Origin of the sequence: Ralstonia sp. Ralssp135 (assembly GCF_047304345.1) — a bacterium.
GTDB lineage: Bacteria > Pseudomonadota > Gammaproteobacteria > Burkholderiales > Burkholderiaceae > Ralstonia > Ralstonia chuxiongensis.
The window spans coordinates 36810-61811 of the sequence record NZ_JBGLYZ010000010.1 but is presented as its reverse complement, the minus strand read 5'-3'; the positions used below and the strand labels follow the sequence as shown (position 1 = coordinate 61811).

Below are 25002 nucleotides of genomic sequence, written 5' to 3'. Positions count from 1 at the left end.
GGATGGAACTCCGACAACTCGAAGCGTTTGCCGCGGTCATGTCGACCGGCAGCGTCACCGCGGCGGGCAAGCTGCTGGGACGCTCGCAGCCCGCCATCAGCCGGCTCATCCAGGATCTGGAAGCTGAAATCGGCTATGCCCTGTTCACTCGCGCGGGGCCGCGCGTCTCGCCGACAGAGCAAGGTTTCCTACTGTACGAAGACGTTGAGCACACGCTGATCAGCTTACGGCAGATCCGCACGCGTGCCGAAGAAATCGCGCGCGGCGAGGCACGCCCGCTACGCCTAGCAGCGACGTCCGCATTGGCGGCCGGCTTGCTGCCCGCAGCCTTGGCCGATGAGCCGGAACTCGCGCAGCACATCCAGATTCGCAGCGCCTCGCCCGAGCAGGTTGTGCACGCCGTGCTGACCGGCGCCGCCGACCTTGGCCTCAGCAGCCTGCCGCTGGAGCATCGTGGCGTCACCGTGCATTGGATCGGGGAAGCCGCCTGCGTGGCTGCCGTGCAGACACACGATCCGTTGGCTGCCGGGAAGCGCGTGGCGTTGGCCGATTGCGCGGGACAGCGGATCATCACGATGCACAACCCATATCGATTGCGCCGCCGCCTGGACCAAGCGCTGGCGAAGGCCGGCGTGGAACCTGCCTCGCTCATCGAGACGAATGCCTCGCTGAATGCGCTGGCCGCCGTGCGTGCGGGCCTGGGCGTCGCGTTGCTCGAGCCGGTGACGGCGTACGGCGTGCCAATCGACGGCGTGACCGTGCGCCCGATCGACGCCGACATCCCCTTCTTCTTTGGTGTGATCACCCCCGAGGCCAAGCGGCCATCGGCGGCGGTGACTTCCCTGACCGACGCGCTCGCGCAGGCAGCGCGGCGCCTGCTGCCGGACTGCAAGCTGCACGACCCGGCGCGCCACGCCAGCATGCTGCAGGTGCTGTATGGCGAATCCATCAACGAAACCGAAGGCGCGTCCGCATGACCGCTGCACAACACGACAACGCGCCGCAAGTCACCGGGCTCGCAGCGCTGGAAGCCCGTTTGCACCAGGACCTCTCCTGGCTTGAACTCCCCGCGAAAAACTGGACGCTGCCACACACGTTAGAGGGCCAACCCGTGCTGGATGTGGCCGTTATCGGCGGCGGCATGGCTGGCCTGGCGGCAGCGGCATCGCTCAAGCATCTTGGCATCGGCGTGGTGATATTCGACCGCTCGCCCGCCGGCTTCGAAGGCCCGTGGGCAACAACGGCACGCATGGAAACGCTGCGCTCGCCAAAGCAACTGACGGGCCCTGCACTCGGCCTGCCGGCGTTGACGTTTCGCGCATGGTTTGAAGCGCAGTTCGGCACCGATGCGTGGGAGGTGCTCGACAAGATTCCGCGCCTGCAATGGATGGACTACCTGCGCTGGTACCGCCGCGTGCTCCAGCTCGACGTGCGCAACGACCACCACGTGAAGGCGATTCACCCGCGCGTGGATGGCGCCGTTGAACTGCTGATCGACGTGCCGGGCCAACCGACGCAGCGCGTGTTTGCGCGCCGCGTGGTGTTGGCCACCGGGCGTGACGGGCTCGGCGGTGCATCCGTGCCGGACTTTGCGCACCGGCTGCCGCGCCGCTGGTGGGCGCATTCGTCCGACGAGATGGATTACGGCACGCTGGCCGGCAAGCGCGTGGGCGTGATCGGCGCAGGCGCATCCGCGATGGATTCGGCCGCGACGGCGCTGGAAGCCGGTGCCGCCAGCGTCGACATGCTGATCCGCCGCCCCGACCTGCCGCGCGTGAACAAGGGCAAGGGCGCCGGCAGCCCGGGCCTGGTACACGGCCATCTGCACCTGCCCGACGCGTGGAAATGGCGCATCCGCCATTACATCAATGTCGAGCAGGTGCCCCCGCCGCGCGGCAGCACGCTGCGTGTGTCGCGACATCCGAATGCGCGCTTCAATCTCGGCTGCGGCATCCTGGGCGTGGACGAACACGACGGCGTGCTGCATGTGGCCACCACCAAGGGCGTCTTCCAACTGGACTTCCTGATCTTCTCGACGGGCTTTCGCACCGATTGGGCCTCGCGCCCCGAGTTCAGCGCATTGGCACCGCACATCCGCCAATGGCGCGACCGCTATACGCCGCGCCCCGGCGAGGAAGACGCGGAACTCGCCGATTCGCCCGACCTCGGCCACGCGTTCGAATTTCGCGAGAAGACGCCCGGCACGCTGCCCGGCCTGTCGCGCGTGCATTGCTTCTGCTATCCGGCGTCGGTCACGCACGGCAGCGTCTCGGGCGACATCCCGGCCATCAGCGAAGGCGCGAAACGCTTGGCGCAGGGCATTGCCGGCTTGCTGTATCAGGAAGACATCGACGCGCACTACGCCGCCATCCAGGCCTACGCCGAGCCGGAAATCTTTGGCGATGAATGGACGCCCGCCCCGCCGCCCGGCGTGGAAGCGAATACCACTTCCAGCCAGGAGGCTGCCCGATGACAGGTTGGCTAATCCGCCGTATCGGCCAGGCGCTGCTGGTCGTTCTGGTGATGACGGTGATCGTCTTCATCGGCCTGCACGCCATCGGCAACCCGGTCGACATCCTGATCGGTCAGGACGTGGACCAGATCGACCGCGCACGCATCATTGCCGAGCTGGGTCTAGACAAGCCGCTGTGGGAGCAGTACCTGGCCTTCCTGAACGGCGCGCTGCACGGCAATCTGGGCAAAAGCTTCGTCTACAACGAACCGGCCATCCAGCTGATCCTGCAGCGCCTGCCGGCCACGCTGGAGCTGGCGTTTTCGGCGCTGATCATCGCGGTGGTGATCGGCGTGCCGCTGGGGCTGTTCGCTGGGCTGTATCCGCGCCATCCGGTGTCGCGCCTGCTCATGACGGGCAGCGTGGTGGGCTTTTCGCTGCCGACGTTCTGGGTGGGCCTGATGCTGATCATGGCGTTCAGCGTGAGCCTGGGCTGGCTACCTGCGAGCGGGCGCGGCGAAACGGCGCGCCTGTTTGGCATCGAATGGTCGTGGCTGACGCTGGATGGGCTGCGGCACCTCGTGCTGCCGGCGGTCAACCTGTCGCTGTTCAAGCTTTCGCTGGTGCTGCGGCTGACCTCTGCCGGCGTGCGTGAGGTGCTGCCGCTGGACTTCGTGAAGTTCGCGCGGGCAAAGGGCCTGTCGCCATTGCGCGTGGTGCTGGCGCATGTGCTGCGCAATACGCTGATCCCGCTGGTGACGGTGCTGGGCCTGGAGCTGGGCTCGACCATCGCCTTTGCGGTGGTGACGGAGAGCATCTTCGCGTGGCCCGGCGCGGGCAAGCTGATCCTCGACAGCATCAACTCACTGGACCGGCCGGTCATCGTGTCCTACCTCATCGTCGTGGTGTGTCTGTTCGTGTCGCTCAACCTGATCGTCGACATCCTGTATCGGATGCTGGACCCCCGCGTGCGCGCGGCTGATAGCGCGGAGGCTGCATGATGAATACGACATCGCAATCCACGACGGCGACAACAGTGTCAGCCCCGCGCAGGCAATCGCCCTGGCGGCGCGTGGCGTCGGATTTCCTCGCCTCCAAGGCCGCCATCTTCGGGCTGGTGGTTGTGGTGGTGCTGATTCTGGCCGCGCTGGCCGCACCCTGGATCACGCCGCAGAATCCGTACGACCTGATGCAGCTCGACGTGCTCGACTCGCGTCTGCCGCCGGGGTCGCCGGCCGGCACAGGCACGTTCACGTACTGGCTCGGGACGGATGGCCAGGGGCGTGATCTCTACTCCGGCATCCTGTATGGCTTGCGCATCAGCCTGGGCGTGGGGATCGGGTCGGCAGCCGTGGCCGCCGTGATCGGCACGCTGCTCGGGTTGATTGCGGCGTATGCCGGCGGCCGTGTCGACAGCATCATCATGCGCACGGTCGATCTGCTGCTGTCGTTCCCGTCGGTGCTGGTGGCCATGATGATCCTCGCCTATCTCGGCAAGAGCATCACCAATGTCGTGCTGACGCTGGTGCTGCTGGAGTGGGCGTATTACGCGCGGACGGTACGCGGGCAAGCGCTGGTCGAACGTCGCCGCGAGTACGTGGAAGCCGCGCGTTCGCTCGCCCTACCCGGCTGGCGCATCGCGCTCAGGCACATCCTGCCGAACTGCCTGCCGCCGCTGATCGTCGTGGGCACGCTGCAGGTGGCGCGCGCGATCACGCTGGAAGCAACGCTGTCGTTCCTGGGCCTGGGCGTGCCGATTACCGAGCCGTCTTTGGGCCTGCTGATTTCCAACGGATACCAATACATGCTGTCTGGCCAGTACTGGATCAGTTTCTATCCGGGCATCGCGCTGCTGCTGGCGCTGGTAGCCATCAACCTGGTGGGCGACCGCCTGCGCGAAGTGCTGAACCCGAGGGCGCAACGATGACGGCGTCCACCAACGCGACCACACTCGAAGTCCGCAACCTGCGCACGCATTTCTTCACGCGGGAAGGCGTGCTGCCGGCGGTGGACGATGTGTCGTTCTCGCTCGCGCGCGGACGCATCCTGGGGCTGGTGGGCGAGTCGGGCTCGGGCAAGTCCGTCACCGGCTTCTCGATCATGGGCCTGGTGGACCCGCCCGGCCGCGTGCTCGGCGGCGAGATCCTCTACCAGGGCCGCGACCTCACCAAGCTCGCCCCGCGCGAGCTGCGCAAGCTCCAGGGCAACCGCATCGCCATGGTCTTCCAAGACCCGATGATGACGCTCAACCCCGTGCTGCGCATCGATGCCCAGATGATCGAGGCCGTGCGCGCGCACAGCAGCATGAGCCACAAGCAAGCCCGTGAGCATGCGCGCGACACGCTCGGCCTGATGGGCATTCCGAGCCCTGAAGAACGGCTGCGTGCGTATCCGCATCAGCTTTCCGGCGGCATGCGCCAGCGCGTGGCGATTGCCATTGCGATGCTGCATCGGCCTGACCTGATCATTGCCGACGAGCCGACCACGGCGCTGGACGTGACCATCCAGGCGCAGATCCTGTCTGAAGTGCAGAAGCTCGCGCGCATGCACGGCACGGCGCTGATCTGGATCACGCATGACCTGTCTGTTGTTGCCGGCCTGGCCGATGAGGTGGCCGTGATGTACGCCGGCCGCATTGTTGAACACGGACCGGTCGATGCCGTGCTCGATGCGCCGCTGCACCCCTACACCATGGGCCTGATCGACAGCCTGCCGAGCGAGAACCGCCGCGGCCAACGCCTGCGCCAGATTCCCGGAATGACACCGAACCTGCTATCGCTCCCGGCAGGCTGCGCGTTTGCGGCACGCTGCCCGCGTGCCACCGACGTCTGCGGCGTCCACCCGGAGATCACGCAACCGATCGTTGGCCGCCTCGTGCGCTGTTTCCACCCCGGTGCGCAGCAAGCGTCCTCGCGGGAGGTCGCATGAGCACGCCTCTCGTTGAACTCAAGCAGGTCAGCAAACGCTTTGGCGATCGCAAAATCGGCGCGGGTGATCGCGTCTTGCAACGCTTCGGCCTGGCACATCCGCCGGCAATCGTTCGTGCGGTCGACGGTGTCGACCTCGCGATCCAGCCAGGTGAAGTCGTGGGGCTCGTCGGCGAATCGGGCTGCGGAAAATCCACGCTCGGCCGGATTGCTGCCGGCTTGATGCGGCCATCAGACGGTGAGGTACGCGTTGACGGCAAGGCTGTCGATGCGCTCTCCGCAGACGAAGCCCGCGCCGCCCGCCTGAAGATCCAGATGATCTTCCAGGACCCGTATGCGAGCCTCAACCCGCGCCTGCGCGTGGAAGAGATCGTTGGCGAAGCGGCGCGCGTGCACGGCCTGACCGACCGCGCCCACTTTGCCGATTACGTGGCTGCGCAGATGCAGCGCGCGGGCCTGGACCCCGCCCTGCGCGACCGCTATCCGCACCAGTTCAGCGGCGGCCAGCGGCAGCGCATCGGCATTGCGCGTGCCCTGGCGGTGCAGCCGTCAATGCTGGTTTGCGACGAGGCGGTGGCAGCGCTGGACGTGTCGATCCAGGCGCAGATCCTGAACCTGTTCATGGACCTGCGCGAGCAGCTCAACCTGACCTACCTGTTCATCAGCCACGACCTGGGCGTGGTGGAGCACCTCTCGGACCGCGTGGTGATCATGTACCTCGGCCGCGTGGTGGAATCAGCACCGGCGGAGGAAGTCTTCCGCCGCCCGAACCATCCGTACACGCAGACATTGCTGGCGGAAATCCCGCGTCTGTCTGCCCGGCACAAGACGTTCACTGCCATTCAGGGCGAGATGCCGAGCCCGCTGCATCCGCCCACGGGCTGCCATTTCCACCCGCGATGCCCGCACGCCATGCCCCGCTGCAAGACCGAAACACCAACGCTGCGAGGCATTGCGGTCAACCATGTCAGCGCCTGTCATTTGAACGACGCGATCTGAACGACATTCAATAAGCCAACGATTCCAAAAACAGGAAAAGGGAACCCACGTGAAACGCCTCCTAGCCTCGTCGCTTGCCGTTGCGCTGTTTACCGCTGCCGGCGCTGTCGGTGCGCAAACGCTCAACATCGCCTTTGCCGATCCGCTGTCGTCGCTCGATCCGCAGTTGAACAACCACGCTGGCGACCGCTCCGTCGACGTGCATTTCTGGGATCTGCTGGTCGAGAACAAGTGGAACAAGCTGCAGCCCGGCTTGGCGCTGTCGTGGAAGACGCTGGACCCGAAGACGTGGGAATTCAAGCTGCGCCCGAACGTGAAATGGCACGACGGCCAGCCGTTCACGGCGGACGACGTCATCTTCTCGTATCAACGAGCGCGCAGCGTGCCGGGCAGCGTGGCAACGTTCGCGGGCTATCTGCGCACGGTGGAATCGGTCACGGCCAAAGACCCGCTCACGCTCATCATCAAGACGAACATCCCGAACCCGGACTTGCCGCTGAACCTGGCATCCGTGCACATCGTCAGCAAGCACGTGGGTGAGAAGTCGTCGACTGAAGACTACAACGCCGGCCGCGCCGTGGTGGGCACCGGCCCGTACAAGTTCGTCTCGTATGTGCCGGGCGATCGCGTGGTGATGGCGCGCAACGACAATTACTGGGGCGGCAAGCAGCTCTGGGAGAAGGTCAACTACCGCTACATCAACAACGCTGCCGCGCGCACGGCCAACCTGCTCTCGGGCGAAGTGGATGTCATCGACAAGGTGTCGGTGTCGGACCTCGCGCGCTTGCGCCAGTCGCCCAGCGTGAAGGTCTTCGCCTACCCCGGCCTGCGCGTGATGCTGCTGCAGCCGAGCTTCCGCAAAGGCGAGAACCAGTACATCACCGGCAACGACGGCAAACCGCTGCCGAACAACCCGCTGCTGGATGTGCGCGTGCGCCGCGCGCTGTCGCTGGCGATCGACCGCAAGGCGATCGTCGACCGCATCCTGCAAGGCGCCGCTACCGTCGCCAACCAATGGATGCCGTCGGACACGTACGGCTACAACCCCGATGTGAAGGACATCGCCTACGACCCTACGCAAGCCAAGAAGCTGCTGGCCGACGCGGGCTTTCCGCAGGGCTTCAACTTGGTGATGCACGTGCCGAATGATCGCTACCCGCAAGGCCCCGAGACGGCGCAAGCGGTGGCGCAGTTCTGGACCCGCATCGGCGTGAAGGCACGCGTGGAAGTGGTGCCCTGGTCGGTCTACTCCGGCCGCGCCAACAAGAATGAATATGCGATGAGCATGCTGGCGTGGGGCAACGGCACGGGCGAGGCGAGCTACGCGTTGGTCAACGTGCTGGCCACGGTCGACACCAAGAAGGGCCTGGGCGCGTCCAACTGGGGCCACTACAGCAATGCGGCTGTCGACAACGCGCTGAACGCCTCCACTGAAGAATTCAACGTGGAAAAGCGTGCGGCCATCCTTCGCCACTCCGTCAAGCTGGTGTCGGATGACGTGGGCGTAATGCCGCTGTACCACTACCAGAACGTGTGGGCCGCCAAGAAGGGCCTAAAGGTAACGCCGATGACGAGCGATCGCACGGCTGCCCAAATGGTCACCAAGGACGGCAAGTAAGCGCCATGGGAACATTCGCGATCAGCGTGACGCCGGCGGATGACCTGATCGACGTATCGCGCGGCATCGTCGTGACGGGGCTTGCGCCCGGCGCGCAGGTCGGCATCGTGGCGCAAACGCGTCGCGGCAATGGCGTGCTGTGGCACAGCCGCGCCGCGTTTGTTGCCGATGCGCAAGGCACCGTCGACCTCACGCGCGATGCGCCCGTCTCGGGTGATTACACCGGCGTCAGCGCGATGGGCATCGTCTGGAGCCAGCGTCCGGAAGACGGCAAGGCACGCGAGGTGTTTCCGCAGCCAGCCACGGAGCCATTGACGACCACGCTCACGGCCACGGCCAACGGCGAATCGGTCCACGCGAGCTTCGTCCAACGGCTGGCCGCGCCGGGCGTGACGCGCCACGATGTGCGTGCACCGGAGAATGAGGACGGCCTGGTCGGCACGCTGTACCTGCCCGATCCATATGCGCACCCGGGCCCGCGCCCGGCCGTGCTGATCCTCAACGGCTCGGGCGGCGGCATCAACGAACCGCGCGCGGCGCTATATGCCTCGCACGGTTACGCGGCATTCGCGCTGGCGTACTTCAAGGCACCGGGGCTGTCGGACTACATCTCGAACACGCCGCTGGAATATTTCGAGCGGGCGCTCGCCTGGCTGCGCAAACGCGTGAAACCGCTGCATGACTTCGTTGCCGTGAGTGGCCAGTCGCGCGGCGGGGAACTCGCATTGCTGCTGGGCGCGACGTTTCCTGAAGCGGTGTCTGCGGTGATCGGCTATGTGCCGGGCGCCGTCGTGCACAGCGGGCAGAACGCCGCCGACCCCGCTGTCGGACGCGAGGGCCCGACGTGGCTGTATCGCGGTCAGCCGCTGCCGCATCTGTGGGAAGGCAACCGCACCGCAACCTGGGCACCGTTTGACGAAGGCCCCGCGCCCCATCGGCATGAACGCGCCATCCGCACTGCGCTGCAAGATGCCGATGCCGTGGCACGCGCGCGTATTCGTATCGAACGCGCACGCGGGCCGGTGCTGCTGCTCTCCGCCACGGATGACGGCTCCTGGCCCTCAAGCGATTACTCGCGCATGGTCACCGCCAAGCTGGCCGAGGTACGCCACCCCTACCCCGTCCAGCACTTCGACTACGAAGGCGCGGGCCACGCCATCGTCTTCCCGTACGTGCCAACCACGCAGCTCGTTTATGCGCACCCGGTGTCGGGCCGCATCAGCACCGGCGGCGGCGAGCCACGCGCCAACGCCCGTGCCGATGCCCAGTCGTGGGCGGCGGTGCGGCGCTTCCTCGCCAGCGCGGTGGCTGCGCGCGGCGCCTCCGTACCCGATTCTCGGAGCCTTTCATCAATGGATTTCACGCCTGCACAAGACGTGGTCGACCAGATTGCTGACCTGGGCGACGGCAGCCCCACGCATGCGCTGCGCCACACCCGCGAAAAAGTCGCATCGGCCACGCAAGGCAGCTACGAAACGCTATTCGATGCCGTCCTGCCCGGCCTCACGCTGGGCGAACGCCTGCTCGTGGCGCTGTACGCCTGCCGCCTGACGCCGGCGCCGGAACTGGCCGAGCACTACCGCGCGCGCCTCGCGAACACGCCTGTCAACACAGATGCCCTGCAAGCGGTCGACCACGGCGATATCGACACGCTGACCGACGCGCGCCTCCGTGCCATCCTCACCTTCACGCGCACGCTCGTCGAACGACCCATCGAGGGTGACCGCGACGCGCTGTTGCGCTTGCCCGCGGCTGGCCTTGCCACGGCCGACGTCGTGACGCTCGCGCAGCTCATCGCCTTCCTGTCGTATCAGACGCGGCTTGTTGCTGGCCTGCGCGCGCTTCGCGAAGCTGCGGGCGCCGGCAGCGCCACCGCTTCCACGGAGACCGCAGCATGACCGAGATCATCCGCGCCCACGGCTTCACCAATGAATCGCTGGAGTGGCATGCGTGGCTCGACGTGGTCGACCTCGACCAGGCCACGCCCGAGCAGATCGCCGTGCTGGAAGAAAGCCACCCGAAGGCGAAAACGTCGGATTACTACCGCTTTCTCGTTCACCAGCCCGAGATCCTGCGTCAGCGCTCAGCGGCATTCAACGCGATCATGTATGCGCCGGGCGGCCTGTCGCGTGCCGAACGCGAACTCGCGAGCGCCGTGGTGTCGCGTGTGAACGGCTGCGTGTATTGCGCATCTGTCCACGCGCAACGCTTCGAGCAGCTAGCCAAGCGCAACGACGTCATCAAGCAGGTCTTTGAAGATCCGCACATTGCAGGCACGAATGCGCGAGAGCGTGCCATCGCGCTGTTCTCGATCGACCTGACGCTGCGCCCAGGCGATGTGCGTGGCGAAGACCTGCAGCCGCTCAAGGCCGCTGGCCTGACCGACGCGGAGATTCTCGACCTGATACACGCGGTGGCCATCTTTGCGTGGGCGAATCGCCTGATGCTGAATCTGGGCGAACCCGTGTTTCCGGGCGCGGCCTGAGCCCGGCAGCATCGCTCCAAAGAAAAAGCCGCAGGTTTGCGCCTGCGGCTTTTTCGTTTCAACACTTCAGCATCACACCATCGGCAACTGCCTCACCGGCTTGCCCGTCAACTGAGCCACAGCATGGGCCACGGCCGGCGCGATTGGCGGAACACCCACCTCGCCCATGCCGCTGGGTTCTGCCGTGCTCGGCACGATGTGCGTTTCAATGACGGGCGCCTCAGCCATCTTGAGCGCCGGGTAGTCGGGGAAATTCGACTGCACGACCTGGCCATCCTTGATGTCGATCCGGCCATACAGCGCCGCCGTCAGACCAAAAATGACCGCGCTTTCCATCTGCTGCGCAACGATGCCCGGGTTGACCACCGTGCCGCAATCGACCGCGCAGACGACGCGATGCACGCGCGGCTTGCCGTCCTTCATCGACACCTCCACCACCTGCGCGACCACGGAGCCGAAGCTCGGATGCAGCGCAATGCCGCGCGCACGCGGCGCACCGTCGGCCGCCGGGGCGAGCGGCTGCCCCCAGCCGGCTGCCTGTGCGGCCGTATCCAGCACCTTCAGCTCACGCGGATGAGCCTTCAGCAAGTCACGCCGCATCGCCAGCGGGTCAAGCTTGGCTGCCGCCGCCACATCGTTGAGAAAGCCTTCCAGGAAGAACCCGTTGTACGAGTGGCCAACGCTGCGCCAGAACCCCACGGGAACCGGCAGATCGACTGCCAGATGCGCAATGTGCTCGTGCTCAATTTCGTACGGCAGGTCGAACAGGCCTTCGGCGGTGTAGCGGTCGATACCCACCGACGGCGCGCCAAACAGGCGATCCAGCTCGCCTGCCAGAATCGATTGGCCAGCGCTGCGCGACGCGATCGCCGTGACCTTGCCGTTCTCGACACGCGCCTTGAGCCGTGCGATGGCCTGCGGGCGATAAAAGTCGTGACGAACGTCTTCCTCACGCGACCAGATGACCTGCACGGGCTTGCCATCGGTCTTGGTGGCGATGGAGACGGCTTGGCCGATGAAATCCGATTCCAGTCGCCGCCCGAAACCCCCGCCGATAAGCGGGATGTCGATATGCACCTTGTCGCCGCTCACACCTGCCGCGCGCGCCGCCACCAGCTGCGCCAGCGTGGCGACCTGCGTAGGCGCCCAGAGATGCACGCCGTCCTGCGTTACCTGTGCGGTGCAGTTGATCGGCTCCATCGTGGTGTGCGCAAGATACGGCGCGGTGTATTCCGCCTCGACAATGGTGGCGCCATCGGCCTTGTCGAAGGCTTTCAGGCCATCGCCCATCGATCGATACGTGAAGCCGCCCTTGTCGCTATCGAGCGCGCTGACGAGCTGCTGCCGAATGCCCGCGGAATCGAGCTTGGCATGCGGGCCGTTGTCCCACACGGGCTCGATCGTTGCCAGCGCCTGACGCGCCTGCCAGTAATGATCCGCCACCACCGCCACGCCCGGTGCGCCACCGGCAGTGCCTTCAAACGGCACCACGTAACGCACGCCCGGCATGCCGAGCGCCGCTTTCGATTGAAACGTCTTGAGCTTGCCGCCAAAAACGGGGCACATCACGACGGCGGCATACAGCATGCCGGGCAGGCGCGTGTCGATGGAAAAGCGCGCGCTGCCATCTGTCTTGGCCGCAAGGTCGTTGCGCGGCGCCGGTTTGCCGATCAACTGGTATTGCGAAGCCGGCTTGAGCGTGACGTCGGACGGCGCAGCAATACCGCGCGCCGACTTGGCCATGTCGCCAAACGTGGATTGCTTGCCGCCGGGGCCCATCAACTGGCCGTTGCGGATGCTGACTTCCGCAGCCGACACGTTCCATTCGCGCGCTGCGGCTTGCACCAGCGCCGCACGCGCCGTGGCGGCGGCCTCACGCACGGGCTGCCAGCCATCGGCGGTGCTGCTGCTGCCGCCGGTGATGATGAGGCCGATCTCGCGCGCACTCTTGGCCATGATCCAGTGCAGTGCGCGGGCCCAGGTCTTGTCGGCGCTATCGGGATGCAGCGGCAGGGAGCTGTCGCCCATGGCGACGACGTTGCCGTAGATGCGCTCCACGGGCGAGCTTTCGATGCTCACGCGCGAGAGCGGAATGTCCAGCTCTTCCGCCGCCAGCATCGACAGCGCGGTGTGGATGCCCTGCCCCATCTCCACGCGCGGCATGGCGAGCACAACGTTGCCTTCGGGCGTGATCTTGATCCAGCCGTTCAGCGCAATCTCACCGTTGTGCTCGGGGAAGATGGACGGATCGCCCACGCGGCTGCGCGGTGGCATCACGCCCCAACCCACCACCAGTGCGCCGCCAATACCAAGCGCGCCGAGCAGGAAACGGCGGCGTCCGCTACGCGGTTTCGTTGCTTTCGCGTTCATGCGCGGGCCTCCCGCAACGCCTTGGCTGCGCGCTTGATGGCAGCGCGCATGCGCGGATACGTGCCGCAGCGGCAGATGTTGGTCATGGCCGCGTCGATGTCGGCATCGCTCGGATCGGGGTGTTGGGCAAGCAAGTCCGCCGCGGCCATCAGCATGCCGGATTGGCAGTAGCCGCACTGGGGCACCTGCTCGTCTATCCAGGCTTGTTGCAGTGCGTGGCGTTTGCCCTCGCCGCCGGCAAGTCCCTCGATGGTGGTGATGTGCTTGCCGGCCACAGCCGCCACCGGCAGCACGCAGGACCGCACGGCCGCGCCGTCCACGTGCACCGTGCATGCGCCGCACGCCGCAACGCCGCAGCCGAACTTCGTGCCGGTCAGGTTCAGGTGGTCACGCAGCACCCACAACAGGGGCGTGGCCGGGTCGCAATCAACGCTGACCGGCTTGTGGTTGACGTCCAAATCCATGGGGCGGTGGTCTCCTTGGCTTTTGTGATTTTTTTGCTGGCCAAGCGTACGTTCAAACGGCTGATGTCAGCAATAGTGGACACCCTCGGTCGCTCGCCACGCGAAGAACCGACAACCTGGCCCGGACCAAGGCCGGAGGGGTTGGCTAGCTCGCCCGGTGTGCTACAATCGCGGGCTTCCGGAGAGATGGATGAGTGGTTTAAGTCGCACGCCTGGAAAGCGTGTATAGGTTAATAACCTATCGGGGGTTCGAATCCCCCTCTCTCCGCCAGAATACAAATGCCCGCGCAAGCGGGCATTTTCGTTTCCAAGGCACATTCCCGTAGCTCCAAAGCAAAAAGGCCCCGTCTCCCGACAAGGCCTTTTGCATCCCACCGCCGATACGTCTTGCGCGATCGGCATCCCCTCGCATAACTCAATGCAGCGTGACTTGCGTCTCGTTCGTCAGCAGCGTCTGCGTGACCTGATCGCGAATCGACTGCGCTTTGAGCAGCAGGCGCAGGGCAATATCGGCACCGCGGGCGTTGGCCACGTGCTCGATAAACGCGGCGCGTGCGCGTTCATTCAGCGTGGCGACGTGCGCGGCTTCTGACCACACCCGCCACGCGGCAGGCTGACCAACAAACTGCTCGCGGCGGCGGAGCAGGTCCGAGTCGATGGCAGCGGCAATTTCGACGTCTTGAATGGTGCGGTTCATGATGGCCCCTTACTGTCTGTGCTGTTGTTGCGCTCTTCGTGTGGCGCCCTGTGCCGGGCGCGCAGCCTGAATATGCAACGTCCATGCCAACACCGATGAGCCGCTCAACGTGCGCTTTTTGCATGCACGCGTTGTCGTTTTGATCTGTTTGAAACACCCTGTTGACGGGGCTTCGCGGGCAGCATCCCTCCGTTGGTGGGGTGCGAATTCCTCATCTGAAAACGGCAGCACCAGGCCCCTCGTTACGCGGAACGTTACGTAACGCCGGTAGCGTTCCGAGACCCAACGCACGTGCCACACCGCCGTACGGCGCCATCTGCGGGTGTCGTGCCGTGGGCATGCTTGGTGCTTTATCCATGCGCCCAAGCCCGCTGGTGCGCGGTCGGTCGTGTCACCCACCCCTCTTCTGCGCCGGCCTCTTCGCTTGCTCCGCTTCCGAACCGGAAGCGATCGGCCGCGTGCCGCCACCTTCGGCGCGCCGCCCCCCCTACACAACAAAAGCATTCAAGAGGAGACACCCCATGCAAATGGGTAACCCACGCGTGCGGCGCAGCCGCATGCTGATGTCGGCGCTGCTGTGCGCGGCGCTTTCGCTGTCGGGCTGCGGCGGCGGTGACGGCTCGACCGTCGCCAACAGCATCCCCGCAGATTCAAACACCATGCAGCCAACACAGCCGGTGCAGCCGGCCGCAGTCAACTGGACCACGCTCGGTACGCGTGCCACACCGGCGCAACCGGGAACGTCCATCAAGAGCAACGCGGGCGCGAAGTGGGTCGACTACAACCCGCCCATGCTTTACGCGGGCGTCGCGCGCCAGGCCACGCAGTACATCACCATGCCGGACGGCACGAAGCTCGCGGCATATGTGACCTTGCCGGCCGACGCATCGGGCAACGCCGCTGCCGGCACGTTCCCCACGGTGCTGGTGCAAACCTCGTACAACGGCGGCAACGCGCAATACGAAGCCTCGATTGGCGCAGCGCTGGGCGCGGCCGATCCGTACATCGTCCAGCACGGCTACGCGACGGTGGTGGTGGACGTACGCGGCACCGGCCAGTCGCAAGGCACATGGGACGCCTTTGGCGCCGATGAGCAAAGCGACTACGGCCACGTGGTCGACTGGGTGACCCAGCAATCGTGGAGCAACGGCGCCATCGGCCTTTACGGCGTGTCGTACCTCGGGATCACGACCGTCATCACGGCGGCGCAGAACCATCCGGCGGTCAAGGCGGCCTTCCCCATCGTGCCGATTGGCGACGGCTACCGCGACATCGTCTTCACGGGTGGCCAGACGAACCTGACCTTCATCCCGGCGTGGTTCGGTCTGGTATCAGTGCTTAGCTTGACCGATCCGACGCTGGTGACAGACCCGACAATCGGTTTGCCGGCCGTGCTGCAGCACCTGGTGTCTGCAGTCACGACGTTCCAGTTGCCGACCATGCTGCAGGCGCTGCTCGGCACGACGGCCACGGCCTATGACGGCGCGTTCTGGGCGACGCGTTCGCCGCTGGAAAACGACGGGAAGATCAAAGTGCCGACCTTCGTGGTGGGCGGCCTGCACGATCTTTTCCAGCGCAGTGAACCGCTCACGTACGAGAGCATCAAGACGCAGGCACCGGCCAAGCTGCTGATCGGCCCGTGGACGCATCTGCAGGCCGCTTTGGGCAGCGGGTTGCCGGTCGATGGCGTGCCGCCGCTGAACCACATTCAGCTGCAATGGTTCGACCAGTACGTCAAAGGCATGAACGTGGGCGCCGATGCGCTTCCCAACGTTACGCAATACGTGAGCGGCCTCGGCCACTACGCCACCGCTACAGACTGGCCGCATCCGCAGGTGCAGGCGCAGCAGCTCTTCCTGCGCAGCGACAAGAGCCTGTCGGCCGCCGCGCCTGCGGCAAACGAAGCGTCCAACACGGTCGCACAGCTGCCGCTGAACGGCGCATGTTCGATCAGCCTGTCGCAATGGACGGCTGGATTGACGGGTTTCCTCCCGCTGCCGTGCCAGACCGACGACACCATCGCCGAAGCCGCCGATGTGAAGTTCGAGACGCCACCCATGCCGGCGGATGTCTACCTCAACGGGCCGATTGAGGCCGATGTTTGGATCTCGACCACCGCTCTGGACGCCGGCGTCTCGGTACGCATTGACGACGTGGACGCGGCGGGGAACGTCACGCCACTCACCGATGGGCTTCAGACGGCCTCGCTGCGCGCGGTGGACGCGAGCCGTTCGCGCACGATGAATGGCCTGATGATCCAGCCATGGCATCCGTTCACCCCAAGCTCCGTGCAGGCACTCATGCCGGGCCAGGCCGTCATGGTGCCGGTGGAGGTGTTCCCGACGAGTGCGCTCATCGCCAAGGGGCACAAGCTGCGGGTGGCCGTGGGCGCAAGCAACCTGCCGCAAGGCGTACCGCCGCTGCCCACGCTGCTCAACTCGCTCGTCGGTGTGCTGACGATCTACAGCGATGCGGCCCATCCATCCAAGGTTGTGCTGCCCGTTGTGTCGGCCACGGCGCTGTAGCAAGGCCCGTCCGCGTTGATCTGACGGCCCGCTTCGCGGGCCGTTTTCTTTAGATACCAGGCACCACCAAAATATGTAATCCGCTAAATACGTCCGTGAAACTACGCATCGCGAATACCGTAGTGAAATTATCAATATCTGAATATAAATAACGCAAATAGAGTAGGAAAACGTTGGCACCATCCAGCCTGCATAATCCGTGGCACGATTCGAAACGATGGCGCCCCAGGCCTTGCCAGATAAGGTTTCACCGGTAAAACAAAGGTTCTCAATTTGCATTAAGTGAAAACGCTCAGAAAGAATGTTATTCAGGATTTTCTTTTCAATGCCGATAACCCCGTGGAGACCCAAAAATCCGACGCATACAAATCGGTCATACCGTGACATAACCTGCATCTTTCTCGAGTACGCAGTCCTTACACATAACAACGTGGTTGTCGACCGTCTTTTTTAAAGCCGCTCCGGTGCGCGACCACCTCTCAATCCATTCAGCAAACCGGAGGACGCAGTGAACTTTCTTCAGATGACCATCAAAGCCAAGCTCACAACGGGCTTTGGCGTGCTGGCAGCCATTGTCGTCGTGGTATCGGGCATGTCGCTGCGGGCGCTGTCCGAATCGACTGAAGGGTTCTCGAACTACGTGCACGGCATCAGCGCCCGCGCAGATGTGGCAAACGACGTGCGCACGGCGGTGGATCGGCGCGCCATCGCCGCGCGCAACCTGGTTCTCGTGGTCACGCAAAAAGACCTGGATCTGGAGAAGGCCGACGTCTTTCAGGCGCACGACGATGTGAAGAACAAGCTCAAGCAGCTCAACGACATGATTGCGGGCGCCAAGGACACCAGCGACCGCGCGCGTAAGCTGGTTGAAGACATCAACCGCGTGGAAGCCAAGTACGGCCCCGTGGCGACCGACATCGTCGGGCTGGCACTGGCCGGCAAACACGACGAAGCCATCCAGAAGATGGACAACGAGTGCCGCCCGCTGCTGGCCGCCCTCATCAAGACCACGGACGCGTATGCCACGTACACGCACGAGCGCCAGGAGCAGCTCGTGCAGGCGTATGAGGCGCAGTACGTCATGCAGCGCAATCTGTTGGCCGGCCTGTCGATCGGCGCGGTGTTGCTGGCAATTGTTGCCGGCATCATCATCACGCGCTCGATCACACAGCCGATCCGCACCGCCGTGGATGTCGCCCGGACGGTGGCACGCGGTGACCTGAGCAGCCGCATCGAGGTGCAAGGCAAGGATGAGACAAGCTACCTGCTCTCTGCCCTGCGCGACATGAACGGCCGCCTGACCGAGATCGTCGACAAGGTACGCGACAGCAGCACCAGCGTGGCCGGCGCAGCCAAACAGATTGCGGCGGGCAATGCCGACCTGAGCCAGCGCACGGAAGCACAGGCATCGTCGCTGCAAGAAACGGCCGCCAGCATGGAAGAGCTGACGTCCACCGTCAAACAGAATGCAGAAAACGCCCAGCACGCCACCGCGCTCGCCTCCACCGCGTCCGAAGTGGCGCTCAAGGGCAGCACGGTCGTCAGCCAGGTCGTATCGACCATGCAGGACATCAGCGACCGATCAAGCAAGATTGCCGACATCACCGGCATCATCGAAGGCATCGCGTTCCAGACCAATATCCTCGCTCTGAATGCCGCCGTGGAAGCCGCACGCGCAGGCGAGCAGGGACGCGGCTTTGCGGTGGTCGCCAGCGAAGTGCGCAGCCTGGCGCAGCGCTCGTCAACGGCGGCCAAGGAGATCAAGGAACTGATCGCGTCGTCGGTGGAGCGCATTCACGACGGCTCCACGCTGGCGGGCGAAGCCGGCGAGACCATGACGGAAGTCACGCAAGCCGTGGCCCGGGTCACACACATCATGGAAGAAATTGCCGCCGCATCGGTCGAGCAGAAGCGCGGCATCGAACAAGTCAACCAGGCGATCTCGCAGATGGATGAAGTCACCCAGCGCAACGCGGCGCTGGTGGAAGAAGCCGCAGCCGCATCGCAATCGCTGCAGGACCAGGGGCAAGAGCTGAACGCTACGATGTCCTTCTTCCGGGTCGATCCGCACGCCGCCCGCGCCTGACCGGAGCACGGTCACCGTCGTAGTTGTTATCTCCAAGCTGTCATTGCGCCCGCCGCCGAAAGGCCGCGGGCGTTTTCTCTTTTCTGTCCTGTGTCTTTCGTTAGGCCGTCGTTCGTGACTTCCGCTGCATTGGCGGACTCGCACGGGCGACGCAAAGTGGACTGGCCCCGTGTGAAACAAGCAACGGGGCAAGCCGGGGCCGTGCACGGCCCACCCTGCCGACGAAAGCCACCATGCGACACAACAGCCCACACCTGCAACGCGGCTCGCTTTCCATCATCCTGCCGAGCACGCCATCCAACGACGGGAGGCCTGCATGACCCCGCTCGGCTTCGCGCATTGGCTGCGCCCGCGTGCGGCACCGCAGGCACAACCAAACCCGCCCCTCGTTGAACAACTGCGCGAAGAATGCGAAGCGATGGCCCGCTACGCCCTGCACCACGGCTTGCCGGTCGCGCCGGAACTCATCGCCCAGCTCGGCCCGCTCATCGACCGCCAGATGCCACCGCAGGCCACGCCGCACCACGCGCTGGCAGCCATCCACCGCAAACTTGCGGCCGCCATCGCACCGGCTACCCCGCAGGCCGTCACGCTGCTCGACGCACAGCATCGCAGCGATCACCCATTCCCATGGCTCGGTCCTGTGCCGTTGATTCGGCTGCTGACCAGCGCCGCGATCGTCTTCCTGATCGCCGTGATTGCCACCGGCATGTCGCCCGACGTATCGAGCGCAAACATCGACCGAGGCTTCCTAGATTCGGACGGCGCGCCCCTGTTATGGAACACGCTGTTCCTGCTGTTCTGCGCGGGCCTGGGCGCGTCGTTTGCCACGCTGTTTCAGGCACATCGCTATGTGGCCGCAGCCACCTACGACCCGAAGTACGACGCCTCCTACTGCGCACGGTTGATCCTCGGCGTGATTGCCGGATTGATCCTCGTCGAGATGCTGCCGGCGCATCTGTTCGACGGGGGCAGCATGCACAACTTCGGCAAACCGACGCTGGCGATGCTGGGCGGCTTCTCTGCCACCGCTGTGCACCGGTTGCTGCAGCGGCTGGTGGATGCGCTCGAAACACTCGTACGCGGCGACCGCTCGGCCGATGCCGACGCTGCCATGCAGACCTACCGTGCGCGCGCCGCCAGTGAGCGCACGCAGTGGCAAAGCGAACTCGCCGCAAACCTGATCGATCTGCAACAGACGTTGGATAGCAGCGCCTCACCCGAAGCGATGCGCCAACGCCTGGCCGACTTCACGCGCGCCATGCTCGCGACCAGCGACCCGGTGGCTCCTGCGCCCCCGCCCGCCTCCAACAGGCCATCCAAGGAGTGACCTCATGCTGTTCCTCTACAACATCCCCGCATGGGCGATGGGCGCTGTCATCGTCTTCGCCACGCTGTTCGTGGCATTGGGCGGCTACGTGCTGTTTCGCCGCGTTTTTCCAGTCGCGCTCGACGCCGAACAGCGCAACATGACCATCGCCATGATGACGGCCGTCACGACCATCAACTCGTTGCTGGTCGCGTTCTCGGCCATCTCGGTATGGGGTGCGTATCAAGCCGCCGCCGACATCGTGGCCGCCGAAGCTGCGTGCGCCACGGAACTCGCGCGCGATCTCTCGGCGTTCTCGCATCCGAGCGCCACCACCGCGCGGCGCGAGCTGATCACCTATCTGGAGCACGTTGTCCGTGACGAATGGCCGAGCATGCAGCAGCAAGCGCGTCCTGATGCCGACACGGAGGCTGCGTTCAACAGCATGTTTGCCACGGCCAACCGCATCACGCCCCGCGACGACCGCGAGCGCGTGCTGCTGATCGAAGTGCTCGCCCGCGTCAACGAGATGGTGAAGTACCGGGAAAAACGCCTGCAGAACCTGGAAGCCGCCATGCCCGGCACGCTCTGGGGCGTGATGCTGATCGCCAGCGGCTTGTCGTTGTTGCTGCTCTATGCGCTGCCGGCCACGCGCTTTCACATGGCGCTGGTGGCGGTGTGGGCGACCACGCTGGGTCTGGCGTTCTTTTTTGTGCTGGCCGTGGACCGGCCCTTTGCAGGCGAAGTCAGCGTCAGTGCGGCACCGCTGGAGCGGGCCATCCAGACGCTATCGAACGACAAGCCGCAGGCGCATCCCATGCCCGACTGAGCGCGCCGCCTCGCCGCGCTGCCCCACTCGCGTTGTGGGCTGGCGGGAGAGGTCAGCCCCGGGGCCGGAGCCCCCACGCTTCGGCCCTGCCCTTTGCCGGCTCGTCGGGAGCCGGCTTTTTTACTGCGGATCGCGAATGTAGCCAACAAGTTTGTCGACCACTGGCCGGTTCGGTCTGGTGAGCAGGCTCACGACAATCGCCGCAACAAAACCCGCCGGCACGCCAAACGCACCCGAGGCAATCGGGTCGACGCCAAACCACGGCTGGCCAAGCACGCCCGTCATGCGCGTGAAGAACGGGTAGTTGGCGATGATGTAGTACACGCTCACGCCCAGCCCCGTCAGCATGCCCGCGATGGCACCGGCACGATTGGTGCGCTTCCAGAACACGCCCAGCACCAACACCGGAAAGAAGCACGACGCCGCCAATGAGAAGGCCGCGCCCACCAGGAAAAGAATGTTGCCCGGCTTCAGTGATGTCACATACGCGGCCAGCAGCGCCACGCCCAGCAACACCACTTTGGCGCTCGTCACGCGCCGCTGGTGGCTGGCCGTGTTGTCGATCATGTGGAAGTACACGTCGTGCGATAAGGCGTTGGCGATGGTCAGCAGCAGGCCATCAGCAGTCGACAGCGCCGCTGCCAACGCACCCGCCGCAATCAACCCGGATAAGACGTACGGCAGCCCGGCAATCTCGGGCGCGGCCAGCACGACCATGTCCGGCTGCATCATCACCTCCGCCCACTGCACGATGCCGTCGCCGTTGATGTCATGCAGAGCAAACACGGCCGGATCAACCTTGCGCCACGGCACGATCCACTGTGGCAGGTCGGCAAACGGCGCCCCGACCAGATGCTGCAGCAGGTCGAGCTTGACGAGCGCCGCCAGCGCTGGTGCCGAGACATACAGCAGCGCCACGAAAACCAGCGTCCAACTCACGGAATTGCGTGTCTCGCGCACCGACGGCGTGGTGTGAAAGCGCGTGAGGATGTGCGGCAGGCTGGCCGTGCCGACCATCAGGCAGAACACCAGCAGCACGAAGTTCAGCCGCTCGGTGCCGCGCTCGTTTTGCGACGCCGACGGAAATGGCTCGATGGATGGCGGCGCCATGCGGCTGCGCGCCAGCGCGTCTTCACGCTGCTGGTTCCACAGGATCGACGCGGCGGCCGCATCCGGCGGAAATTCTTCGCGCTGGCGCTCCAGAGACTTGATCTCGCGCAGCGGCGCATTGCGTTCGCGTGCAAGCTTGAGCTGCGTGTTCAGTGTTTCCCGCGCCTGCTCGAACGACTGCGGTAGCTGCGAGATGCGCTCCTGCAGCGCCTGCGCCTCGCTCAGGAACTGGTCGCGCACGTGCTGCTCTGCAGGGTCGTGCGCGATGCGCTGTTCCTCTTTCTCGATCTGCAGCAGCAGGCGACCCGTCGAAAGCTGCGGCAGCGGATCGTGATACCGATGCCAGCCGATGATCGACACCACGCCCAGAAACGACACGATCATGATGATGTACTGCGCCACCTGGGTCCACGTCACCGCACGCATGCCGCCCAGGAACGAACACACCAGAATGCCCGCCAGCCCGAAGAACACGCCCACCGAAAACTCGACGCCGATAAAACGCGTGACCACCAGCCCCACACCTTGAATCTGCGCAACGAGGTAGACGAACGAACACAGCGTCGCGCCCAGCACCGCGATGCCGCGTACGACAGAACTGCCGCCGCGCTCGCCGTTGCCGTAGCGATTGGCCAGGAAATCCGGCACCGTGTAACCACCGAACTTGCGCAGGTACGGCGCCAAAAGGAAAGCGACCAGGCAGTAGCCGCCCGTCCAGCCCATCACATAAGCGAGGCCCTCGTAGCCCGAGGCGAACACGATGCCCGCCAGGCCGATGAACGAGGCGGCGCTCATCCAGTCGGCCGCCGTGGCCATGCCGTTGAAGAACGCCGGCACGCGGCGCCCTGCCACGTAATACTCGGTCAGATCGGCCGTGCGGCAGATCAGTCCGATACACGCATAAATGGCGATGGTGACGAACAGGAACACATAGCCGAGCCACACGCCCGGCCCGCGCACGCGCTCGATCGCGCCCATCATCACGATGAAGAGCAGCAGCCCTACGGTATAGAGCCCGTAATACAGAAACAGCCGCTTGCGAAAGCGGCTGTCTTGTTGGGAGTCGGCGGCCAAGGTTGGCGACCAGCGCTGGCGGTTAGCGCGTTTCCTTCAGTTGATCGAGGATGGCCGGGTTCTCAAGCGTGGACGTGTCCTGCGTGATGTCCTCGCCCTTGGCCAGCGAACGCAACAGGCGGCGCATGATCTTGCCCGAGCGCGTCTTGGGCAGGTTGTCGCCAAAGCGGATGTCCTTCGGCTTGGCGATCGGCCCGATCTCCTTGCCAACCCAGTTGCGCAGCTCGTTGGCGATCTGCTTGGCTTCCTCGCCATCGGGGCGCGAGCGCTTGAGCACCACGAAGGCGCAGATCGCTTCGCCCGTCATGTCGTCGGGGCGGCCCACCACGGCAGCTTCGGCAACAATCGGGTTCGCCACCAGCGCCGACTCGATCTCCATCGTGCCCATGCGGTGGCCCGAGACGTTCAGCACGTCATCGATGCGACCCATGATGGTGAAGTAGCCGGTGTCCTTGTCGCGGATGGAGCCATCGCCCGCCAGATACAGCTTGCCTCCCAGCTCTTCCGGGAAGTAGCTCTTCTTGAAGCGCTCCGGGTCGCCCCAGATGTTGCGGATCATCGACGGCCACGGACGCTTGACGACCAGGATGCCGCCCTGCCCGTTCGGCACGTCGTGCCCGGTTTCATCGACGATGGCAGCCATGATGCCCGGCAGCGGCAGCGTGCACGAGCCCGGCACCAGGGGTGTGGCCCCCGGCAGCGGCGTCATCATGTGGCCGCCGGTCTCGGTCTGCCAGAACGTATCGACGATCGGGCAACGTCCGCCACCAATGTTCGTGTGGTACCACATCCAGGCTTCCGGGTTGATCGGCTCGCCCACGGTGCCGAGCAGACGCAGGCTGGAGAGATCGTACTGCTTTGGGTGGACCTTTTCGTCAGCTTCGGCGGCCTTGATCAGCGAGCGGATTGCCGTCGGTGCGGTGTAGAACGTGTTGACCTTGTGACGCTGGATCATGTCCCAGAAGCGGCCGGCGTTCGGATACGTGGGCACACCTTCAAACACGACCTGCGTGGCGCCGGCTGCGAGCGGGCCGTACGCGATGTAGCTGTGGCCCGTCACCCAGCCGATGTCGGCCGTGCACCAGAAAATGTCGTCGGGTTTCAGGTCGAACGTCCACTGCATGGTGAGCAACGTCCACAGCAGGTAGCCGCCCGTGCTGTGCTGCACGCCCTTCGGCTTGCCGGTCGAACCCGAGGTGTAGAGGATGAACAGCGGATGTTCCGCGCCCACCGGCGTCACTTCGCAGGTGTCGGGCTGGCCGCCTTCGACCTCGTCCATCGCGCGGTCACGACCTTCCACCCAGTTCACGTTGCCGTTGGTGCGGCGGTAGACGATGACGTGCTTGACCGCGTCGGTGCCTTCCATGGCGAGCGCTTCATCGGCGATGGCCTTGAGCGGCAGCGCCTTGCCGCCGCGCATCTGTTCGTCGGCCGTGATGAGCGCCACGGCGCCCACGTCGACAATGCGTTCCTGCAGCGACTTGGCCGAGAACCCACCAAACACCACGGAGTGCGTTGCACCAATGCGCGCGCACGCCTGCATGGCGACGATGCCTTCGATCGACATCGGCATGTAAATCACGACGCGATCGCCCTTCTTGATGCCCAGGGCCTTCAGGCCATTGGCGAAGCGGCAGACGCGTGCGTGAAGTTCGCGGTAAGTGACGCGCGATACCTTGCCATCGTCGGTCTCGAAAATGATGGCGACCTTGTCGGCGTTGCCGTTCTCAAGGTTGCGTTCGAGGCAGTTGTACGAGGCGTTGAGCTCGCCGTCTTCAAACCACTTGTAGAACGGTGCGTTGGACTCATCCAGCACCTTGCTGAAGGGCTTGTGCCACAGCAGATGCTCGTGTGCGAGGCGCGCCCAGAAGCCTTCGTAATCGTGCTCGGCTTCGGCACACAGCGCACGGTACGCATCCATGCCGGCGATGTTTGCCTGTTTAACAAAGGATTCGGGCGGGTCGAACACGCGCGTTTCCTGCAGGACAGATTCAATGCCAGCCATGGTGTCTCCTGATAGCGATGTCTGTTGTCGTTTTGCGGCGAATCTAAGGGGC

Annotated in this window: 18 protein-coding genes and 1 tRNA gene; 14 read left to right on the top strand and 5 right to left on the bottom strand. The window is 64.9% G+C overall.

What is annotated here, in order from left to right:
• Positions 1–2: 2 nt before the first annotated feature.
• From ACCD03_RS09875 to ACCD03_RS09835, 9 genes are read left to right on the top strand one after another with little or no spacing between them, the layout of a single operon-like run.
• On the top strand, positions 3–977 hold the full coding sequence (locus tag ACCD03_RS09875; RefSeq protein WP_413411446.1) for a LysR family transcriptional regulator: 975 nt from the start codon (positions 3–5) through the stop codon (positions 975–977).
• Complete coding sequence (locus tag ACCD03_RS09870; RefSeq protein ID WP_413411445.1) at positions 974–2473, top strand: FAD-dependent oxidoreductase; 1500 nt, start codon at positions 974–976, stop codon at positions 2471–2473. The genes ACCD03_RS09875 and ACCD03_RS09870 overlap by 4 nt, the downstream gene beginning before the upstream one ends.
• Positions 2470–3453, top strand: a complete 984-nt coding sequence (locus ACCD03_RS09865; RefSeq protein ID WP_252691270.1) for an ABC transporter permease — start codon at positions 2470–2472, stop codon at positions 3451–3453. The genes ACCD03_RS09870 and ACCD03_RS09865 overlap by 4 nt, the downstream gene beginning before the upstream one ends.
• On the top strand, positions 3450–4379 hold the full coding sequence (locus ACCD03_RS09860; RefSeq protein WP_253539999.1) for an ABC transporter permease: 930 nt from the start codon (positions 3450–3452) through the stop codon (positions 4377–4379). Before ACCD03_RS09865 ends, ACCD03_RS09860 begins: the two co-directional genes overlap by 4 nt.
• Positions 4376–5380, top strand: coding sequence for an ABC transporter ATP-binding protein (locus ACCD03_RS09855; protein WP_413411444.1), 1005 nt, complete (start codon positions 4376–4378; stop codon positions 5378–5380). The genes ACCD03_RS09860 and ACCD03_RS09855 overlap by 4 nt, the downstream gene beginning before the upstream one ends.
• Positions 5377–6378 carry an oligopeptide/dipeptide ABC transporter ATP-binding protein gene (locus ACCD03_RS09850; protein WP_325652036.1) on the top strand — a complete coding sequence of 334 codons (1002 nt, stop codon included), beginning with the start codon at positions 5377–5379 and terminating at the stop codon, positions 6376–6378. The genes ACCD03_RS09855 and ACCD03_RS09850 overlap by 4 nt, the downstream gene beginning before the upstream one ends.
• Positions 6379–6427: 49 nt before the next feature.
• Complete coding sequence (locus ACCD03_RS09845) at positions 6428–7996, top strand: ABC transporter substrate-binding protein (protein WP_413411443.1); 1569 nt, start codon at positions 6428–6430, stop codon at positions 7994–7996.
• A 5-nt stretch (positions 7997–8001) separates the two neighbouring features.
• Positions 8002–9894 (top strand): CMD domain protein, encoded by a 1893-nt coding sequence (locus ACCD03_RS09840; RefSeq protein WP_413411442.1) that lies wholly within the window; start codon positions 8002–8004, stop codon positions 9892–9894.
• Entirely contained in the window at positions 9891–10481 is a 591-nt protein-coding gene (locus tag ACCD03_RS09835) for a peroxidase-related enzyme (protein ID WP_413411441.1), read from the top strand. The genes ACCD03_RS09840 and ACCD03_RS09835 overlap by 4 nt, the downstream gene beginning before the upstream one ends.
• A 72-nt stretch (positions 10482–10553) precedes the next feature.
• Here ACCD03_RS09835 and ACCD03_RS09830 read toward each other — a convergent pair whose 3' ends face one another.
• Positions 10554–12851, bottom strand: coding sequence for a molybdopterin cofactor-binding domain-containing protein (locus ACCD03_RS09830; protein WP_413411440.1), 2298 nt, complete (start codon positions 12849–12851; stop codon positions 10554–10556).
• Positions 12848–13315 (bottom strand): (2Fe-2S)-binding protein, encoded by a 468-nt coding sequence (locus ACCD03_RS09825; protein WP_413411439.1) that lies wholly within the window; start codon positions 13313–13315, stop codon positions 12848–12850. Before ACCD03_RS09825 ends, ACCD03_RS09830 begins: the two co-directional genes overlap by 4 nt.
• A 180-nt stretch (positions 13316–13495) precedes the next feature.
• On the opposite strand from ACCD03_RS09825, the gene ACCD03_RS09820 reads away from it, so the two are divergent.
• A tRNA-Ser gene (locus ACCD03_RS09820) sits at positions 13496–13586 on the top strand.
• Between the two features lie 144 nt (positions 13587–13730).
• Here the strand turns inward: ACCD03_RS09820 and ACCD03_RS09815 are convergent.
• Complete coding sequence (locus ACCD03_RS09815; protein WP_413411438.1) at positions 13731–14012, bottom strand: hypothetical protein; 282 nt, start codon at positions 14010–14012, stop codon at positions 13731–13733.
• 521 nt (positions 14013–14533) lie between these two features.
• Between ACCD03_RS09815 and ACCD03_RS09810 the strand changes: the two genes are divergently transcribed.
• The 4 genes from ACCD03_RS09810 (at position 14534) to ACCD03_RS09795 (ending at position 20761) form a co-directional block, all read left to right on the top strand.
• Positions 14534–16537, top strand: a complete 2004-nt coding sequence (locus tag ACCD03_RS09810) for a CocE/NonD family hydrolase (protein ID WP_413411437.1) — start codon at positions 14534–14536, stop codon at positions 16535–16537.
• A gap of 523 nt (positions 16538–17060) precedes the next feature.
• Positions 17061–18623 carry a methyl-accepting chemotaxis protein gene (locus ACCD03_RS09805; protein WP_413411470.1) on the top strand — a complete coding sequence of 521 codons (1563 nt, stop codon included), beginning with the start codon at positions 17061–17063 and terminating at the stop codon, positions 18621–18623.
• Between the two features lie 316 nt (positions 18624–18939).
• Positions 18940–19953: a hypothetical protein gene (locus ACCD03_RS09800; RefSeq protein WP_413411435.1), complete on the top strand. Its 1014-nt coding sequence runs from the start codon at positions 18940–18942 to the stop codon at positions 19951–19953.
• A gap of 4 nt (positions 19954–19957) precedes the next feature.
• Positions 19958–20761, top strand: coding sequence for a DUF4239 domain-containing protein (locus ACCD03_RS09795; protein ID WP_413411434.1), 804 nt, complete (start codon positions 19958–19960; stop codon positions 20759–20761).
• A gap of 120 nt (positions 20762–20881) precedes the next feature.
• Here the strand turns inward: ACCD03_RS09795 and ACCD03_RS09790 are convergent, their stop codons facing one another.
• Both ACCD03_RS09790 and acs read right to left on the bottom strand, forming a co-directional pair.
• The gene (locus tag ACCD03_RS09790; RefSeq protein WP_413411433.1) at positions 20882–22945 is read right to left on the bottom strand and encodes a VC_2705 family sodium/solute symporter; all 2064 of its coding nucleotides are present in this window, start codon (positions 22943–22945) and stop codon (positions 20882–20884) included.
• Positions 22946–22967: 22 nt separating this feature from the next.
• Complete coding sequence (gene acs / locus ACCD03_RS09785) at positions 22968–24950, bottom strand: acetate--CoA ligase (RefSeq protein ID WP_045203274.1); 1983 nt, start codon at positions 24948–24950, stop codon at positions 22968–22970.
• Positions 24951–25002: the final 52 nt, after the last annotated feature.

What these genes read in the sequence shown, in the direction of transcription:
- ACCD03_RS09875 (WP_413411446.1), top strand. Translation starts at nt 3, where the DNA reads ATGGAACTCCGACAACTCGAAGCGTTTGCCGCGGTCATGTCGACCGGC.
- ACCD03_RS09870 (WP_413411445.1), top strand. Translation starts at nt 974, where the DNA reads ATGACCGCTGCACAACACGACAACGCGCCGCAAGTCACCGGGCTCGCA.
- ACCD03_RS09865 (WP_252691270.1), top strand. Translation starts at nt 2,470, where the DNA reads ATGACAGGTTGGCTAATCCGCCGTATCGGCCAGGCGCTGCTGGTCGTT.
- ACCD03_RS09860 (WP_253539999.1), top strand. Translation starts at nt 3,450, where the DNA reads ATGATGAATACGACATCGCAATCCACGACGGCGACAACAGTGTCAGCC.
- ACCD03_RS09855 (WP_413411444.1), top strand. Translation starts at nt 4,376, where the DNA reads ATGACGGCGTCCACCAACGCGACCACACTCGAAGTCCGCAACCTGCGC.
- ACCD03_RS09850 (WP_325652036.1), top strand. Translation starts at nt 5,377, where the DNA reads ATGAGCACGCCTCTCGTTGAACTCAAGCAGGTCAGCAAACGCTTTGGC.
- ACCD03_RS09840 (WP_413411442.1), top strand. Translation starts at nt 8,002, where the DNA reads ATGGGAACATTCGCGATCAGCGTGACGCCGGCGGATGACCTGATCGAC.
- ACCD03_RS09835 (WP_413411441.1), top strand. Translation starts at nt 9,891, where the DNA reads ATGACCGAGATCATCCGCGCCCACGGCTTCACCAATGAATCGCTGGAG.
- ACCD03_RS09830 (WP_413411440.1), bottom strand. Translation starts at nt 12,851, where the DNA reads ATGAACGCGAAAGCAACGAAACCGCGTAGCGGACGCCGCCGTTTCCTG.
- ACCD03_RS09825 (WP_413411439.1), bottom strand. Translation starts at nt 13,315, where the DNA reads ATGGATTTGGACGTCAACCACAAGCCGGTCAGCGTTGATTGCGACCCG.
- ACCD03_RS09815 (WP_413411438.1), bottom strand. Translation starts at nt 14,012, where the DNA reads ATGAACCGCACCATTCAAGACGTCGAAATTGCCGCTGCCATCGACTCG.
- ACCD03_RS09810 (WP_413411437.1), top strand. Translation starts at nt 14,534, where the DNA reads ATGCAAATGGGTAACCCACGCGTGCGGCGCAGCCGCATGCTGATGTCG.
- ACCD03_RS09805 (WP_413411470.1), top strand. Translation starts at nt 17,061, where the DNA reads ATGACCATCAAAGCCAAGCTCACAACGGGCTTTGGCGTGCTGGCAGCC.
- ACCD03_RS09800 (WP_413411435.1), top strand. Translation starts at nt 18,940, where the DNA reads ATGACCCCGCTCGGCTTCGCGCATTGGCTGCGCCCGCGTGCGGCACCG.
- ACCD03_RS09795 (WP_413411434.1), top strand. Translation starts at nt 19,958, where the DNA reads ATGCTGTTCCTCTACAACATCCCCGCATGGGCGATGGGCGCTGTCATC.
- acs (WP_045203274.1), bottom strand. Translation starts at nt 24,950, where the DNA reads ATGGCTGGCATTGAATCTGTCCTGCAGGAAACGCGCGTGTTCGACCCG.